This window comes from Rhodococcus sp. BP-241, from assembly GCF_019836145.1.
In the GTDB taxonomy this organism is placed as follows: domain Bacteria; phylum Actinomycetota; class Actinomycetes; order Mycobacteriales; family Mycobacteriaceae; genus Rhodococcoides.
The window spans coordinates 1-15,813 of record NZ_JABUEI010000018.1 but is presented as its reverse complement, the minus strand read 5'-3'; the positions used below and the strand labels follow the sequence as shown (position 1 = coordinate 15,813).

17 protein-coding genes are annotated in these 15,813 nt (G+C 67.9%); 11 read left to right on the top strand and 6 right to left on the bottom strand.

Features of this window, described 5'->3' with window-relative positions:
• Positions 1–4: 4 nt before the first annotated feature.
• Genes HQ308_RS21885 through HQ308_RS21875 form a run of 3 tightly spaced genes read right to left on the bottom strand, consistent with a single transcriptional unit; the run spans position 5 to position 3,055 of the window.
• On the bottom strand, positions 5–1,171 hold the full coding sequence (locus HQ308_RS21885) for a M20 family metallopeptidase (protein ID WP_222647911.1): 1,167 nt from the start codon (positions 1,169–1,171) through the stop codon (positions 5–7).
• Positions 1,168–2,340 carry a M20 family metallopeptidase gene (locus tag HQ308_RS21880; protein WP_222647910.1) on the bottom strand — a complete coding sequence of 391 codons (1,173 nt, stop codon included), beginning with the start codon at positions 2,338–2,340 and terminating at the stop codon, positions 1,168–1,170. The genes HQ308_RS21885 and HQ308_RS21880 overlap by 4 nt, the downstream gene beginning before the upstream one ends.
• A gap of 13 nt (positions 2,341–2,353) precedes the next feature.
• Positions 2,354–3,055, bottom strand: a complete 702-nt coding sequence (locus tag HQ308_RS21875) for an enoyl-CoA hydratase/isomerase family protein (protein ID WP_027503705.1) — start codon at positions 3,053–3,055, stop codon at positions 2,354–2,356.
• Positions 3,056–3,144: 89 nt separating this feature from the next.
• On the opposite strand from HQ308_RS21875, the gene HQ308_RS21870 reads away from it, so the two are divergent.
• Genes HQ308_RS21870 through HQ308_RS21860 form a run of 3 tightly spaced genes read left to right on the top strand, consistent with a single transcriptional unit; the run spans position 3,145 to position 5,802 of the window.
• Positions 3,145–3,297: a hypothetical protein gene (locus HQ308_RS21870; protein WP_197027699.1), complete on the top strand. Its 153-nt coding sequence runs from the start codon at positions 3,145–3,147 to the stop codon at positions 3,295–3,297.
• Between the two features lie 16 nt (positions 3,298–3,313).
• A complete protein-coding gene (locus HQ308_RS21865) occupies positions 3,314–4,201 on the top strand; it encodes a purine-nucleoside phosphorylase (RefSeq protein WP_373425290.1) in 888 nt (295 codons plus the stop codon).
• A complete protein-coding gene (locus tag HQ308_RS21860; RefSeq protein ID WP_222647909.1) occupies positions 4,198–5,802 on the top strand; it encodes a phospho-sugar mutase in 1,605 nt (534 codons plus the stop codon). Before HQ308_RS21865 ends, HQ308_RS21860 begins: the two co-directional genes overlap by 4 nt.
• Here HQ308_RS21860 and upp read toward each other — a convergent pair.
• The gene (gene upp, locus HQ308_RS21855; RefSeq protein ID WP_027503708.1) at positions 5,799–6,422 is read right to left on the bottom strand and encodes a uracil phosphoribosyltransferase; all 624 of its coding nucleotides are present in this window, start codon (positions 6,420–6,422) and stop codon (positions 5,799–5,801) included. The genes HQ308_RS21860 and upp overlap by 4 nt on opposite strands.
• Before the next feature lie 148 nt (positions 6,423–6,570).
• On the opposite strand from upp, the gene HQ308_RS21850 reads away from it, so the two are divergent.
• Genes HQ308_RS21850 through HQ308_RS21835 form a run of 4 tightly spaced genes read left to right on the top strand, consistent with a single transcriptional unit; the run spans position 6,571 to position 9,674 of the window.
• Positions 6,571–6,894 carry a hypothetical protein gene (locus HQ308_RS21850; protein ID WP_222647908.1) on the top strand — a complete coding sequence of 108 codons (324 nt, stop codon included), beginning with the start codon at positions 6,571–6,573 and terminating at the stop codon, positions 6,892–6,894.
• Positions 6,891–7,886, top strand: a complete 996-nt coding sequence (locus HQ308_RS21845; protein ID WP_222647907.1) for a C40 family peptidase — start codon at positions 6,891–6,893, stop codon at positions 7,884–7,886. The genes HQ308_RS21850 and HQ308_RS21845 overlap by 4 nt, the downstream gene beginning before the upstream one ends.
• Positions 7,883–8,398: a hypothetical protein gene (locus HQ308_RS21840; protein WP_222647906.1), complete on the top strand. Its 516-nt coding sequence runs from the start codon at positions 7,883–7,885 to the stop codon at positions 8,396–8,398. The genes HQ308_RS21845 and HQ308_RS21840 overlap by 4 nt, the downstream gene beginning before the upstream one ends.
• 10 nt (positions 8,399–8,408) lie before the next feature.
• Positions 8,409–9,674: a primosomal protein gene (locus tag HQ308_RS21835; protein ID WP_222647905.1), complete on the top strand. Its 1,266-nt coding sequence runs from the start codon at positions 8,409–8,411 to the stop codon at positions 9,672–9,674.
• A gap of 15 nt (positions 9,675–9,689) precedes the next feature.
• Here HQ308_RS21835 and HQ308_RS21830 read toward each other — a convergent pair whose 3' ends face one another.
• Together HQ308_RS21830 and HQ308_RS21825 are read right to left on the bottom strand one after the other, a co-directional pair.
• Entirely contained in the window at positions 9,690–10,031 is a 342-nt protein-coding gene (locus HQ308_RS21830) for a DUF2200 domain-containing protein (RefSeq protein WP_222647904.1), read from the bottom strand.
• Between the two features lie 158 nt (positions 10,032–10,189).
• Positions 10,190–11,440, bottom strand: a complete 1,251-nt coding sequence (locus tag HQ308_RS21825) for a CdaR family transcriptional regulator (protein ID WP_222647903.1) — start codon at positions 11,438–11,440, stop codon at positions 10,190–10,192.
• Positions 11,441–11,538: 98 nt separating this feature from the next.
• On the opposite strand from HQ308_RS21825, the gene HQ308_RS21820 reads away from it, so the two are divergent.
• Genes HQ308_RS21820 through HQ308_RS21805 form a run of 4 tightly spaced genes read left to right on the top strand, consistent with a single transcriptional unit; the run spans position 11,539 to position 15,617 of the window.
• Positions 11,539–12,594 (top strand): NAD(P)-dependent oxidoreductase, encoded by a 1,056-nt coding sequence (locus tag HQ308_RS21820; RefSeq protein ID WP_222647902.1) that lies wholly within the window; start codon positions 11,539–11,541, stop codon positions 12,592–12,594.
• On the top strand, positions 12,594–13,358 hold the full coding sequence (locus tag HQ308_RS21815) for a hypothetical protein (RefSeq protein WP_222647901.1): 765 nt from the start codon (positions 12,594–12,596) through the stop codon (positions 13,356–13,358). Before HQ308_RS21820 ends, HQ308_RS21815 begins: the two co-directional genes overlap by 1 nt.
• A gap of 4 nt (positions 13,359–13,362) precedes the next feature.
• Positions 13,363–14,265 (top strand): fumarylacetoacetate hydrolase family protein, encoded by a 903-nt coding sequence (locus HQ308_RS21810; RefSeq protein ID WP_222647900.1) that lies wholly within the window; start codon positions 13,363–13,365, stop codon positions 14,263–14,265.
• A 35-nt stretch (positions 14,266–14,300) separates the two neighbouring features.
• Entirely contained in the window at positions 14,301–15,617 is a 1,317-nt protein-coding gene (locus HQ308_RS21805; protein WP_222647899.1) for an MFS transporter, read from the top strand.
• Positions 15,618–15,813 lie beyond the last annotated feature (196 nt).

Here is a 15,813-nt window from a genome sequence, read left to right as displayed (position 1 = left end):
ATTCTCAGGCGACGGGGTCGTCTCCCAGTCCCAGCGCCAGTGCCGTCATCGTGCGGACACCGACGGCCAGCGCACGCTCGTCCAGGTCGAACGTCGGCTGATGGATGTCGAGCTGGGGTCCGACGCCCGACCACACGCCGAGACGCGCCATCGCGCCCGGCACGTGCTCCAGGTACCACGAGAAGTCCTCGCCGCCGCCGGACTGTGCGGTGTCGGCCAGGGCATCCGGGCCCAGCGAGCGGATGGCCGCCTCGAAGCGCCGGGTGGCGTGTTCGTCATTGACCACCGGCGGCACGCCGCGGCGGTAGTGCACCTCGTACTTCACGCCGGTGGGCGCGAGCACGCCGGCGACGATCTCCTGCACCAGCGGCTCGAGCAGTGCCCACGTCTCGTGGTCGCCCGTTCGGACCGTGCCCGTGAGCATCCCCTTCTGCGGGATGGCGTTCGGGGCCTGACCTGCGACGACGGCGCCCCACACCATGACGGTGCTGGTGCGCGGGTCGACGCGGCGGCTCAGCAGTCCCGGCAGACCGGTGATGACCGTGCCCAGCGCGTACACCAGGTCGGACGTCAGGTGCGGACGGGAGGTGTGTCCGCCGGCCGAGTCCAACCGCAGTTCCACGGTGTCCGCCGCGGAGGTGATCGCGCCCACGCGGATGCCGACGCGTCCGACCTCGAGACGGGGATCGCAGTGCAGCGCGTAGATCTGCGACACGCTCTCCAGCGCGCCCGCGGCCACCATGTCGAGAGCGCCCCCGGGCATGACTTCCTCGGCGGGCTGGAAGATCAGCCGGACGCCGTGCGGCAGCGAGTCGAGTGAGGCCAGCGCCAGCCCGGTCGCCAGCAGAACCGTCGTGTGGGCGTCGTGTCCGCAGGCATGGGACACGCCCGGGACCGTCGACGAGTACTCGGCGCCGGTGAACTCCGTCAGGGGCAGCGCGTCCATGTCGGCCCGGAGAGCGACGCGCGGACCGCCGGGGCCGATGTCGCAGATGACGCCGCTGCCACTGGGAAGCACCACCGGGGACAGTCCCGCGGCGGTGAGGGTCTCGGCGACGAACTTGGTCGTCTCGAATTCCTGCCTGGCCAGCTCGGGATGCATGTGGATCCGTCGACGCCACGTCACGAGATCCGCCCCGTGTGCTGCGATCCAGGCGTCGGCCGGATTCATCGTCGTACCGTCCTCTCGTGTGTGCCCTCGACGAGTCGAGAGCGTTGCTGTGGGTCGGTGGCCGCCGCGACGGCCACCCGAGCTAGGGCGCGGGCCCCGTCGACGACGGCGCGGTCGGCCGACTCGGTGATACACGCCGTGGTGAAACCCGGCTGGTGAGTGACCGCGCCGCCGGAATCGAGACCGATCACCGGATGGATGCCCGGGATCCGCGCGGTGACGTTGCCCATGTCCGTGCTGCCGAACGGGCGCGAGGTCTCGAACTCCTCGGGAACCAAGGCGCGACCGAGAGTGGCTGCGACACGACGGTATTCGGCCACCAGCCAGGGATCGGGGGTGAGTTCGGTGTAGGTCGGGGACACGGTGACGATCTCGTGGGTGCACCCGGTGGCCACCGCACCGGCCTCGAAACATCCCCGCGCGCGGCGATCGAGATCGGCGAGTGCCTCGGCAGTGTCCGCGCGCAGGTAGTAGAACATCTCCGCCGATCCGGGGACGATGTTCGGGGCGGTGCCGGCGTGACCGACGATGCCGTGGATCTGCTGACCCGGACGCAGATGCTGGCGCAGCAGGCCGACACCGACCTGCGCGACGGTGACGGCGTCGCCCGCGTTGATGCCCCACTCGGGCGCCGCGGAGGCGTGCGCTTCACGCCCTGCGTATCGAACGGCGATGTCCGACAGCGCGAGTGAGCGCGCGGCGGCGATGTCGAGCGGACCGGGGTGCACCATCATCGCCAGCGAGACGTCGTCGAACACCCCGGCGTCGAGCATGAGGACCTTGCCGCCGCCGGACTCCTCGGCCGGGGTGCCGAGCACCCGGACGGTCAGCCCCAGCTCGTCGGCGACCGACGCGAGGGCCAGCCCCGCACCGACCGCCGACGCCGCGATGATGTTGTGTCCACAGGCGTGGCCGATCTCCGGCAGTGCGTCGTACTCGGCGCACACGGCGACCACCAGCTCGCCCGAACCGTAGGTCGCGTCGAATGCCGTCGGCAGGCCCGCGACGCCCCGCCGCACCTCGAATCCGCCACCTGCGAGCAGATCGGCCGTCGCCGCCGACGCGAAGTGCTCCTCGAAGGCCAGTTCCGGACGCGCGTGTACGGCGTGCGACAGGGCGACGAGATCGCCGGTCGCGGCGTCGAGAACGGAATCGAGGGTCGAGGACACGGGACTCAGTGTGTCACTGCCCCAGTGAGAAGGTGCTCTCCGCCGTGGGGACGGACAGCGCGGCGAGGGTGCGCACGTGGATGCTGTCCTTGATGGACGTGAGGTTGGCGCCGCGGGTGGACACCCGTTCGGCCGCCTGCGCCACCGCGGTGGTCAGCAGCTCGTCCTCGCCGGCGACGGCCTGCACGATGCCGAACTCGAGAGCGTCCGCGCCGCCGTAGCGACGGCCGGTGGTCATCGCGTCGATCATGGTCCGACTCGGCAGGCGCTCGGCCAGCAGCGTCGACATGCCCTCGGTGAACGGCATGCCGAGGTTCACCTCGGGAAGGCAGAAGAAGCCCCGGTCCGCGCGCATGACGGACGTGTCGTGGCACAGGGCGAGCATCGCGCCGGCGCCGAAGGCATGGCCCTGTACGGCGGCGACCGTGGCCATCGGGAAGCGCAGCAGCCGGGTGTAGACGGTGTGCACCAGGTCGAGGTACTCCGGAATGGAGTCCGCGTGGCTGAACAGGTAGTCGGTGTCCAGGCCGTTCGAGTAGAACTTGCCGCCGCCGACGGTCACCAACGCGGCCGGACCCTCCGACGCCTCGGCCTCGTCGAGGAGCGTGTGCACCTGCTCGATCCACTCCGGGTGGAAGCGGTTCTCCGGGTTGACGCCGTCGGCGTGGGCGAGGCTGAGGACGAAGACGTCTCCGTGGCGATCGAGTGAAGGCATGGACGGATGGTACTCGTCGGTAACCAGACCTCGATCGACGCCGGCGACGCTCGGTTGCGCGGGACCGATTTCCGGAGGACCGTGCAGTCATGGCTCTCGCGGCGATCCTCCAGCTCGGTGTGATCGTGCTGCTCGCGGCCCTCTCCGCGATGCTGTTGTTCGTCGGCGCGTTCGGATCGGGCGCCGTGATCGCCTCGGCCGCGTCTGTGTGGTTCTGGCGTCTCTACCGAGCCCACACCTGACACTCCGCCGTCTCGCCTGCCGCAGCGAACACCCGCCCGCGGCGATAGGGTCGGACGTGTGAGCACTCCCCCCGTACCGGCCGACTCGGAGAACGCACTCGTCGATCCCGAGACCGATCCCACCGGAGCCGCGGAGGCGGCCGCCGCCGCCCTGGCCCGGATCACCGGCATCGCCGAGCATCCCGTGGCAGTGGTCCTCGGATCCGGGTGGCAGAAGGCCGCGGAGCAGTTCGGCACACCCCAGCACATCGTTCCCATGTCCTCGCTGCCCGGCTTCGCCGCACCCAAGGCGCTGGGCCACTCCAACGCCATGTGGTCCGTGGACGTCGAGGGCACGCAGGTCCTGATCCTGCTCGGGCGCACCCACGCGTACGAGGGACATCATCTCGGCCGCGTGGTCCATCCCGTCCGCACGGCGGCCGCCGCCGGCGCTCGCACCATCGTCCTGACCAACGCGGCGGGCGGCATCCGTGAGGGCATGGCTGTCGGCGATCCCGTGCTGATCTCCGACCACCTCAACCTGACGGCGCGGTCACCGCTGATCGGCGCCCAGTTCGTCGATCTGGTCGACGCGTACTCGGCCGACCTGCGCGAGGTGGCCCGAGGAATCGACCCGAGCCTGACCGACGGCGTCTACGCCGGACTGCCCGGCCCGCACTACGAGACGCCCGCCGAGATCCGCATGCTCCGCACGCTGGGCGCCGACCTCGTCGGCATGTCCACGGTGCACGAGACCATCGCGGCTCGGGGTGCGGGTGCCCGTGTCCTCGGTATCTCGCTGGTGACCAACCTCGCGGCCGGGATGACCGGAGAGCATCTGGACGGCGACGAGGTGATCGCCGCCGGCGCCGCCTCGGCCGAGCGGATGGGAACTCTGCTGCGACGGCTGGTCCCGCAACTGTGACAGAACTCGACGCCGTCGTCCGGCAGTGGATCGAGGACGATCCGGACCCCGCGACGCAGGCGGAACTGCGCGATCTCGACGCGAGTGATCTGGCCTCGCGGTTCGCCGGTGCGCTCACGTTCGGCACCGCGGGTCTCCGCGGACCCGTGCAGGCCGGGCCCAGTGGCATGAACGTCGCCGTCGTCACGAGGGCCACACACGGTGTGGCGCAGTATCTCTCGCGTCATCACGCGACCGGCTCCGAGGTGGTGGTGGGCCGGGACGCCCGGCACGGCTCCGCGGAGTTCGCCGTCGCCGCGGCCGAGGTCCTGGCCGCGGCGGGCTTCCGCGTCACCCTGCTCCCGGACCCGGCGCCGACCCCGGTGCTCGCGTTCGCCACGAGGTCACGCGGCGCCGTCGCCGGCATCCAGGTCACCGCTTCGCACAATCCCGCGGCAGACAACGGCTACAAGGTCTACCTCGACGGTGGCGCCCAGTTGGTGTCGCCCGCCGACCGGGAGATCGAGGAGTTCATCCGGCAGGCGCCGGGTGCGTCCTCGATCGCACGCACCGCCGTCACGCCCACCGCTGACCCCGTGATCGAGCAGTACCTCGACCGGGTGGCACAGCGCGTTCCCGAGCGGCCGTCGCACTCCACCCTCCGTGTGGCACTCACTCCGATGCACGGGGTCGGCGGGCCCGTGGCCGTGGAGGCGTTGCGCCGCAGCGGTGTCACCGACGTCCACATCGTGACGTCGCAGTTCGACGCCGACCCGGACTTTCCCACCGTCACCTTTCCCAACCCCGAGGAGCCAGGCGCAGCGGACCAGGTGCTGGCGCTCGCCGCCGAGGTCGACGCGGCACTGGCCATCGCTCTGGACCCGGACGCGGACCGGTGCGCGATCGGCGTGCGCGGACCGAACGGTGTCCGCATGCTCACCGGCGACGAGACGGGAGCGGTGATCGCAGACCACATCCTGCGGTCGGCGCCGCCGGGATCACTCGTGGCCAGCACCATCGTGTCGTCGAGCCTGCTCTCGGCGCTCGCGCCGGCCCGCGGTGCCCGCTACCGGCGCACGCTCACCGGCTTCAAGTGGCTCGTGCGCGCCGGCGACGGCCTGGTGTACGCCTACGAGGAAGCGATCGGACACTGCGTCGACCCGGACGCGGTGCGAGACAAGGACGGCATCTCGGCGGCCGTGCTGCTCGCACACATCGCGGCCGACCTGGCCGAGGAGGGACGCACCATCCTCGATGTCCTCGGCGATCTCGACCGCGAGTTCGGAGCGCGCGTGGGCACCCAGGTGTCGCGGCGCGTTACCGACCTCTCGGAGATCGGCGACATGATGACGCGCCTGCGTTCCGCCCCACCGACGACGTTGGCGGGTGCGACGGTGACCGTACGCGACCTGAACACACCCGACGCCGAACTCCGCACCGATGCAGTGGAACTGACCAGCGAACGGTTCCGCGTCATCGTTCGGCCGTCGGGAACCGAACCGAAGCTGAAGGCCTACCTCGAAGTGGTCGAGCCGGTGGCGACGGCGGGGGATCTGGCTCCGGCCAGGACTCGCGCGGCCGACACGCTCGAGTCCCTGGCCGACTTCGCCCGCTCGCTCTAGCGAGGACCGAACTGGCGGTCCCCGGCGTCACCGAGGCCCGGCACGATGTACGCGTTCTCGTTCAGCCCCTCGTCGATGCTCGCGGCGACGAGGCGCACGGGCAGTCCCGACGACGCGAGTGCCTGCACTCCCTCGGGGGCGGCCACGACGCAGATGCACGTGACGTCGTCCGCGCCGCGCTGCACCAGCAGCTCGATGGTGTGGACCATCGACCCGCCCGTGGCGAGCATCGGGTCGAGGACGTACACCGGGTAACCGGCCAGGTCGTCGGGCAGCGATTCCATGTACGGCACCGGCTGATGTGTCTTCTCGTCGCGCGCGATGCCGACGAAGCCCATCCGCGACTGCGGGATCAGCGAACTGGCCTTCTCCACCATGCCCAGGCCCGCGCGCAACACCGGCACCAGCAGCGGCGGCGACTTCAGGCGCGTCCCGGTGGTCACCGCGACCGGCGTCGTGACGTCGAACTCGACCACGGGCGCGTCGCGCAGCGCCTCGTAGACCAGCATCTGCGTCAACTGGCGCAGTGCGGATCGGAACGCGGGGTTGTCCGTCGACTGGTCGCGCATCTGGGTCAGCAGCGCGGACGCGAGGGGGTGGTCGAGTACGCGGGTGTCCATGTCGGGCGTGGTGTTCACCGGAATCACCCTAGTCGGCGATCGGCGCCCACTCCCGGTCGAACGGATCCGCGTGATCGGGGAACCGCGAGCCGCTCCGCACCGTCTGACTTCGAGACGGTGCGAGCACGCGAGTGAACGGTGGACTGCAGTGGCCGAGAGCGGTACGACATTCGACGTCCGAGTGGACGGTCTGCACGACGGTGCCGGTCGTCTGACCGATGCCGCACTCCTCGTGCGGGACGCATCCGCGGCGGCACGGGCGGCAACGGGCTCCGCGGCGACGCTCGGCCTCGTCGGAGCCGACTTCGGAGTCGCGTTCGCCGGTGCCGCGGCGCGCTACGCCGACGGCCTCGGCGCGCTGTCCGACTTGTTCGAGCACCTCGGGTCGTCCGTGCAGTCCGCAGCGCGGTCCTACGGCGACGGCGACACCGCGCTGTCCGACGTGCTCGTCGGCACCGGTGCACCGCGATGATCGATCTGCTGGCCGCGCCCCTCGAGACTCTGATCCGCTCTCTCGGCACCGGCTGTCCGTCCCCCGACACCGATTCCCTCGACTCGGGCATCGCGTCACTGTCCGACGCCTCGCGACAGGTGACCGACGGAGTCACCGCTCTCTCGGACGCGTGGTCCGGACCCGCGTCCGAGGCCGCTCTCGACCTCACCGTGCGCGGCGCCGCCGCGGCCGGGTCGATGATCGAGCACGCCGGCGCGCTGCAGTCACTCTCCGCCGAGGCGCAGGCGAGCGTCGCGCGTGGGGTCGCCGAGCTGCAGACCATCATGGCCGCTTTCCTCACGGGCGCAGCGGCACTCGCGCCCGCGGCCCTCACTCCCCCGGGACAGACCGCACTCATCGCCCACGCGACGCACCACCTCGACAATGCTCTCGCCGTCCACGCTCGGGTGCGAGCAGAGCTCGATGCCCTGGCCGCCCGCGTCGGCGCACTCGTCGTGCCGGAGGTTCCCGCACTTCCGTCTCTGCCCGCGTCGCCGGACGCGGCTCTCCGCGGGCTGTTCGCGCCGACGGCTCCGGAGCAGCCGGCCGATCCGGCGTCGCCCGGCGCCGACGGGACCGGCACGCTCGTGACGCTTCCCGACGGCAGCACCGCCATGGCGCCCAACGAGCGCGCGGCCGGAGCCGTCCGCTTCGCGCTCGCCCAGCAGGGCACGCCGTACGTGTGGGGCGGCACCACCCCCGGCCAGGGCCTGGACTGCAGCGGACTAACACAGAGCGCGTACGGCACCGCCGGCGTGGACCTGCCGCGGCTCGCGGCCGACCAGGCGGTGGGCAGCCCGGTGAGCGCCGAGGACCTGATGCCGGGCGACCTCGCCGTGTGGGACGGTCACGTCGCGATGGTGGTGGGGAACGGTCAGATGGTGGAGGCGGGCAACCCGGTCAGCGTCAGTGCCGTCCGGACGTCGAACGTCGGCATGAGCTTCCACGGCTTCTACCGGCCGACCGCATGACCGGCGGACACGCCACCTCGCGCGCCGGACGCATCGTGGTGCTGCCGTCCGGCGAGATCGTGGACCTGGAGCTCGAACGTAGGGAGCTCGCCTTCGGGGGTTCCGCGGTGGCTGCCGCGGTGCGGATGCTGCACGGGCTCGCACATCCGGTGGCGCCGGTACCCACGGCGGGCCCTGCCGACGACGAGCTCGTCGAGATCGACTCGTCCGGTTCGGCACGACGCGTGTCCGCCCTGCTGCACCGGACTCTCGACGACCTGGCCCGCGTGCGCGGCCGCAACGACAGGGACGACGCGCTCGTCCGGGCCGAGGTGGACGCGCACGGACGTCTGGTCGGCCTCACCGTCGAGGACGACGTCCGAGAGATGCGCTGTCATCGGGTCGAGGCGGCGATCGTCCACGCGGTGAACACAGCCGTTCTGGCCGTCGTTCTCGAGCGTGCCGACATCCACGCCGCCCTGCGTCTGGGGCTCGACACGGCGTCCAGTGAGGACGCCCGGCGGCTGGGATAGGCTCGCGGCCATGGCTGGAGACATCGTCCCGATCGAACTCGGTGTGACTGCCGGCGACCTCGTCACCCTGTGGGCGCCCGAGTGGCGTGAGGACGGCGAGGAGTGGGAGGCCTTCCTCGGTCGCGAGGACGATCTCTACGCGTTCCCGTCGGTGGCCGAGATGGTGGCGTTCATCCGCACCGACACCGACAACGACCTCGTCGACCATCCGCAGTGGCGCACCGTCGTCGCGCTCTCCGCAGCGCACATCGAGCCGGACGACGACCACGTCTACGACCTCGTGGGCGTTCCGGAGCTCGCCGCGGGGGATCCGGACGAGGACTCCATCATCGAGCTGGCCCGCTCCCTCGAGATGGCACGCACCCTCGGCGAGGTCTGCGAACTGGATGCCGTCACTCGCTTCTTCTCTGCCAACGCGCTTCTCGGAGTGCTGTCCCGCGGTGCCGACGCCTTCGTCGGGCGTGAGGGCTCGCAGCTGTGGAACCGTATCGGTGCCGTCGTGGCGAAGGGGTGGGACGCCGTCCTCGACGCCATCGACACCGTCCTGACCACTCCCGACGTCGATGCCGAGGCGACCGCCGTGGCCGATGCGGAGATCACGGCAGCAGCCGAGAACATCGTGGACGCAGAGGATCTGGACGACGAGGACATCGACACGGACGACGACACCTCGTCGGACGACTCCGACGTAGTCGTGGTCCCCGTCGACACCGATGACGAGGACGAGACCTTCTGGGGCTCGGTGGGTATCGATCCGGTGCGCATCATCACCTCCGAGGACACCTACTACACACTGCGCTGCTACCTCGACGACGAGCCGCTGTTCCTGGGACGTTCGGGCGCGATCTTCGTGTTCGGCAGCGAGCGCGCGCTCGCCCGCTACCTGGCCGACGATCACGACCACGACCTCACGACGGTCAGCACGTACGACGACGTGCGCACCGCGGCCGTCGACGGTTCTCTCGACGTTCGGGTGACCGACGAGAACGTGTACGTGCTGCCCGGGCTCGCCGACGACCTGGCCCGCGGACCGGAATCCGTCGACGCCGATCAGCTCGATCTCGCCGTCGAACTGTTCACCGACGCAGCCGACTACGCCAAGGACGCGTCAGTCGAGGAGGCACTGGCGCCGGCCACTCCCCTCGGCTGGCTCATCTCCTACATCCTCGAGCCGGTGCACGGACGCATGGCTCCGAGCGCCCCGTTCGACGCGGAGGCGGAGTCGTGGCGCGCCCTCGAGCGCGAGTTCGAGACCCGGTTGCGTCCGACCACCTGACGGTCGGCGCGCGGATCAGGCGCGGAGGATCTTCGCCATAGGTCGCCCCTTGGCAAGCTCGTCGACGAGCTTGTCGAGGCGACGGATGTTCTGCATCAGTGGATCCTCCACCGACTCCACCCGCACCCCACACACCGACCCGGTGATGAGCGCCGCGTTCGGATTCAGCTGCGCGGCCTCGAAGAATTCGAGGAACGTCGTGTCCGCCGAGAGGTGCTGCGCCAACTCGGCGTCGTCGAAGCCCGTGAGCCAGCGGACGACCTCGTCGAGCTCGTCCTTCGTCCGACCCTTGCGCTCCACCTTGGTGACGTAGTGCGGGTAGACGGATGAGACGGGGGTGGTGAAGATGCGGTGCACAGGAAAATCTTATCCGTCGAATCGACTACCGATACCGAGTTCGACTCACCCGCATGCGCTGCACACGATGTTCCGATGAATCAGCACGGCGTCGACCCACTCACCTACGTTCGTGCCCGATCGATCCGGGTTCTGGGGCGTGAGTCGATGCCCTGTCACTACACCCCAGAAGAACGTGTCACACGCGGATCACCATCGCCACCGGCATGGTGGAACGACGTCGTGGGTTCGAGCTCGTGGCGATGACGTGCAGCCAGGTACAGCTCGACGAGGTCGTCGAACACGAGCGGATTCCGGCCAGTCAACTCCGAGATACGTTTGGCCCGCAGTGCCACGGTATTGACGTGCACGAACAGTTGAGACGCTGCCCGAGCCTGCGACAAATTACAGTCCGCCAGCGCTGCCACGGTGTCGAGCAATTGGGGTCGGTTGATCAACGCACCAATTCGACTGCGGACGAATTCACCGCGCGCTGGTGGATCGGCGCACAACAACACGTCGAGCAGAACCTCCCGGTAGTGCCAGACACGAGGGCCTTCACTACTACCGAGCGCAACGTCACGCACCTTCACTGCGTGACGGTAGGACTCGTACCCCGATCTCAACGACGGCACCGTGCTCCCCAGGTACACAGCCCTGCAGTCTTTGGTTCCGATGAGACCGCCCATGATCAGATCGAGAGATCCGGACGACGGGCCCTCGTCCGCTCGCAGGAACAGAACGATGACACCGTCGCTCGCTCGGGAAATCACCGGCCCGTTCATCGACGCGGTGAGCGCAGTGACCGCACGCCTGCGAAAGCGTTGACTGGCAAGCGGATCCGCACTGACCGCGAGCTCCAGGACCGCGCACAGGCACGCACGTGCGGGATCGAACTCCAGGACGTCTGCCCAACGATCGATATCGTGCTGATCGACCGCCAACCCTTTCGTCAAGGCCGTGGTCAACTCTTCCTCGGCTCGCGCACGTACCGCATCGAGCGCGGACGATGCATCTCGATAGGCATCGATCATCGAGTTGGTCAGTGCGTCGAAGCACGACAGGGCGCGCTCGATGCGCTCGGTTCCGGTGGGAGCGATTCGCGAGCGTTCGACGTGGAGCAGCACTACACGTTCCGTTGAGCGGAACGCCTGAATGACTGACTCCAGTGGCACGCCCTGCCTGGCCCTCAGCTCTCCGAGTTCTCGGGCGTGGACCAGCTCCGACGGTGTGGGATTACTTCCGCGCTCGAGACATCCCAACACGACGACGACATTCATCCGCACGAAGTGTTCGAGTTCCGCGTGATCGAAGACCGCACTGGTGTAACCGCGGTAGGTGTTCCAGATGAGGTTCGACGCCTCACCGGTCAGCTCCCCGACTACATCGGCGTTTTTGGACACTGCGCCATCATACTGTGGTGATCCCACACTCCCGACCTTGCAAACAGTGGTGAATGTAGCGGTGTCACCCCGACTCGTGTGCGACCAGGCTATATGTCACAGGTCACATCATTAGAGGAGTGCAGATGAGCATCACCCGCGAGACCCCTCCCCCGTCCGTGACATTCGACGGTGTCGACGCGATCGAGGACGCACTCGCCACGCCGTCGCCCGCGCTGATCGAGGCGATGTCGACGATCGACGGTGACATCGTCGTTCTTGGTGTCGGTGGAAAGGTGGGTCCCAGCGTCGCGGCGATGGCACAGCGCGCAGCCGCTGCAGCCGGCACCGACACCAGAGTGTTCGGTGTCGCACGATTCTCCGATCCGCACAGTCGCGAGTTCCTCGAACGGAACAGCGTCGAGTGTGTTCCGGCCGACCTGACAGACGACGAGCAGCTGCAGAGGCTCCCGGACGCCGCCAACGTGATCTACATGGCAGGCCACAAGTTCGGTACGACGGGCAACGAGTCGTTCACCTGGTCGATGAATTCCTATCTGCCGGGCCGTGTGGCGACGCGGTACCGAGACAGCAGGATCGTTGCGTTCTCCACACTCGTCACGTACCCGCTCGCCGATGTCACGCAGGGCGGATCACGCGAGTGCGACCCGTCCGGTCCCATCGGCGAGTACGCCGCCTCGTGCGTCGGACGGGAACGCATCTTCGAGCACCACTCCAAGCAATTCGGTACGCCCGTCCTCCTGTTCCGGCTCGGGTACTCCATCGAGACGCGATACGGAGTACTGCAGGAGATCGCCCAGGCGGTCAAGGACGGCGTCGAGATACCTCTGGAAATGGGCCATGCCAGCGTCATCTGGCAGCGTGATGTCGCCGACTACGCCATTCGGTCACTGACACTCACGCAGTCTCCCCCGAGACGGCTCAACATCACAGGTCCGGAGATCGTCTCGATCCGATGGCTCGCGCACCGGTTCGGCGAGAAGCTCGGGCGCGAGCCCATTTTCTCGGGACACGAGACCGGGACCGCCTACGTCATGGACGGTTCCGCACTTCAGGCCGAGTTCGGTTTCCCCACGACCACGCTGTCCACGATGATCGACGCAGTGGCAGCGTGGGTCGCCGACAGCGGTGACACACTCGGTAAGCCGACGAAGTTCCAGCAGCGCCAGGGCCTGTTCTGATGACACAGCAGATGGACCGCGACGTCTCGTCCTCCGCCGCCGCGGACGCACCCGACGGCGCACTCATCAACGTGATCGCAGTGGACCGCGCCGACCTCACCGAGTTCGACAGTTGGTACTCCACCGAGCATTTCCCGGAGCGGCTGGCAGTGAGTGGTTTTCGGACAGCGCGACGTTTCGTCGAGCATCCGGACCGCGGCCGGCAGCTGGCGGAGTTTCTGTCGATTTACGAGACGGACACCGTCGACACCCTGACGAGCGCGGAATACCTCGCCGCACTGAACTCGCCGACACCACGCACCACGGCCGCCGTGGCCCTGTTCAGAGAGAACGAGCGCACCGTCGGGCGCCTTCGTCATCGCCGTGGGGTCGGCCGCACAGGCGACGTTCTGCTCGGACGCATCACCTGCACTCCCGATGGCGCCGACGCGATCGTTCGGAATCTGGTCGACGTCGCCCGCTCGATCATCGACGACGGGGTCGCCGACGGAGTGACTATCTACGAATCCGACCCGGTCGCGACGTCGGCCAAGGACGACACCGCGGAGGGGCAGGCCGTCGGCGACCGACGTCAGGCATCGGAAAACGAGTCCACCGTCTCGTTGTTCGTGATCGTGGAACGCCGCGGATCACTCGAGCCTGCACCCGTCGACTCATTCATCGACACCGTGTCCGCACTGGGTTCACCCGCCCGGTGGTCGACCTACCGACTCGTGAGCGACCAGCGGGCGACAACCCCGACCACTTCCCGAGAGGACAGCTGAACCCATGCGTATCGCGAACCACGACGACCGCCTGACACTGCTGACCGGAGACGCCGCCATCGACGTCGCAACCGCCAGCGACGGCCTCTTCGATCACCGAATCGAACACATCTACGACAGGTGGGACGAGTTCGTCGCCTGGTGCTTCCAGCACGACCCCCATGCAGCGTCGCACGACGCTGACGCCACAGGCGCAGGAGAGCCGGCTGTCGGCGCCGTCAGTCCCCGACCGCGGCAGATCTTCGGAGTAGGCCTGAACTACGTCGACCACGCCGCCGAAGCCGGCTCTCCACTACCCGAAGTCCCGCTGCTGTTCACCAAGTTCGGGTCCTCGCTCGCAGGACCGAATGCCGACATCTCGCTCACCGGTCCGAGCGTCGACTGGGAAGTCGAACTGGTCGTCGTCGTCGGCAGCCGATGTGCGAAGGTGAACCGCGCCGATGCCTGGAGTCATGTCGCAGGGCTGACCGTCGGACAGGACATCTCCGATCGCGACGTACAGCTGCAGGGGGCCAACCCGCAGTACAGCTTCGGGAAGTCCTTCGAGAACTTCGCCCCGATCGGGCCGGTACTCGTCACACCAGACGAATTCGACGACCCGGACTCGCTCGCACTTCGGTGCTCAGTCAACGGAGAGATCATGCAGGACGGCACCTCGTCGAACCTGGTGTTCCCTGTCCCCGAGCTCGTCGAGTACATCTCAGCTCGCGTCACCCTCTTCCCCGGGGACCTCATCTTCACAGGTACTCCAGCAGGCGTCGGTCTCGGCCGCTCCCCGCAACGGTATCTTCGAGCCGGTGACGTCATCGTGAGCACCATCGAAGGTATCGGTGAGATGACGAACACGGTGGTCGATCCTGTCCACGCGATTGGGACCCCAGTCACGCACGCCGCGAGCGTCCGATGAGCACACCGGGAGTTTCCGACGCGGCACTGCCAGCGGTGAAACTCAACGCCGAGAACGCCTACACACCGCGAGAACGCAAAGTTGTCCTCGCGTTCGCCATCATCGGCGCGCTGATCGAGAGCATGGAGCTCAATCTCCTCAGCTACCCCCTGCGAGACCTGTCCGACTCGTTCGACGTGTCGACCCAAGCAGTGGTCACCGTGATCACCCTACAGAGCATCGCGTCGATCGCCGGCGGCTTCATCTTCGGGTGGACGGCCGACAAATGGGGGCGGCGCCCCACGTACGTCGCTTTCACCACCATCTACGGAACGCTCGCCATCCTCGGTGCTTTCCTGACCAACTTCGAACTGTTCACCATCACCCGCATCGTCGCCGGCATCGCGATGGGAGGTGCCTTCGGTGTCATCTTCGCGATGTTCACCGAGACCTGGAAGACAAAGAACCGTGGCCTGATGGGCAGCGTCCTTCAAGGCATGTTCATCTGCGGCACACTCATCACACAGGCAATCCTGTTCGCCACCATCACTTCGTTCGGATCGAACAACGGATGGCGTACGGGTTTCGTCATCATCGGCGCGATGAGTGTCGGCATCGGTGTGGTCGCGTTTCGTTCATTGCCAGAATCCAAACTGTGGCGTGCCGCCCGCGATGCCGACACCGCGCCCAGTCCACAACCGACCCACGTGGACGAATCGGTCGAGCGGCCTGCCACACCTTCGTCCCCGCCCACCGAGAACAGGACACGCGTGGTTCTGGGCGGGTTGTTCCTCACCCTGGCCACAACGGGAATTTTCGCGGCGAGCTACTGCTACATAACCTTCGGTCCCACCTACCTCCGCGAATACGCCGGCCTGTCACTCGGGTGGTCGACCATCGTCCTGTCGATCGGAACCCTGCTCGGAATCGCTTCCTACATCACCTTTGGCGCACTCTCCGATCGAATCGGTCGCCGAGGCTCCACCTTCTGGTCCTGCGCTGTGGGCGTACTCGGGTTCGGGCTGTTCCTCGCCATCGGGTCCGACACGGAAACAGCGCAGGGAACAGGTGACACATGGACCGTCGCCACCGCGGCCCTCGCGGGCGCGGCAATCGGATACGCAGGATTCGGCGTCATCGGCACCTGGATCTCCGAGTTCTATCCCACCCGGTACCGGGCGCTCGGATCAGGCGCCACCTACTACGTCGCCCGAGGTGTGGGATCCGGCCTCTTCCCCCTTTTTGCACTCATGGCAGCGGACGGGAACGTGCACCGCGCAATGGGCTTCGGAGTCATCGGCGCCATCGTCGGCATGATCGGGTGCCTGTTCGTACCGGACACGAGAGACAAGGTCATCACCACCAGCTCATGAAACCCACCGGCAACCCTGACTGAACCCTCCGCGGACAGTCAGGGGTGCCGGTCTTGGCAGATGCGATGCGGAGCTTGACCCGGTTTCCCGGACACCTGATCTGTAGCGTTGCTGCTGCAGGAGAGGAGTCCGAGCTATGCCCGCTGCCCATCCCGAGGAGTTCCGCCGCCGGGCGGTCGACCTGACACGTCAGCCG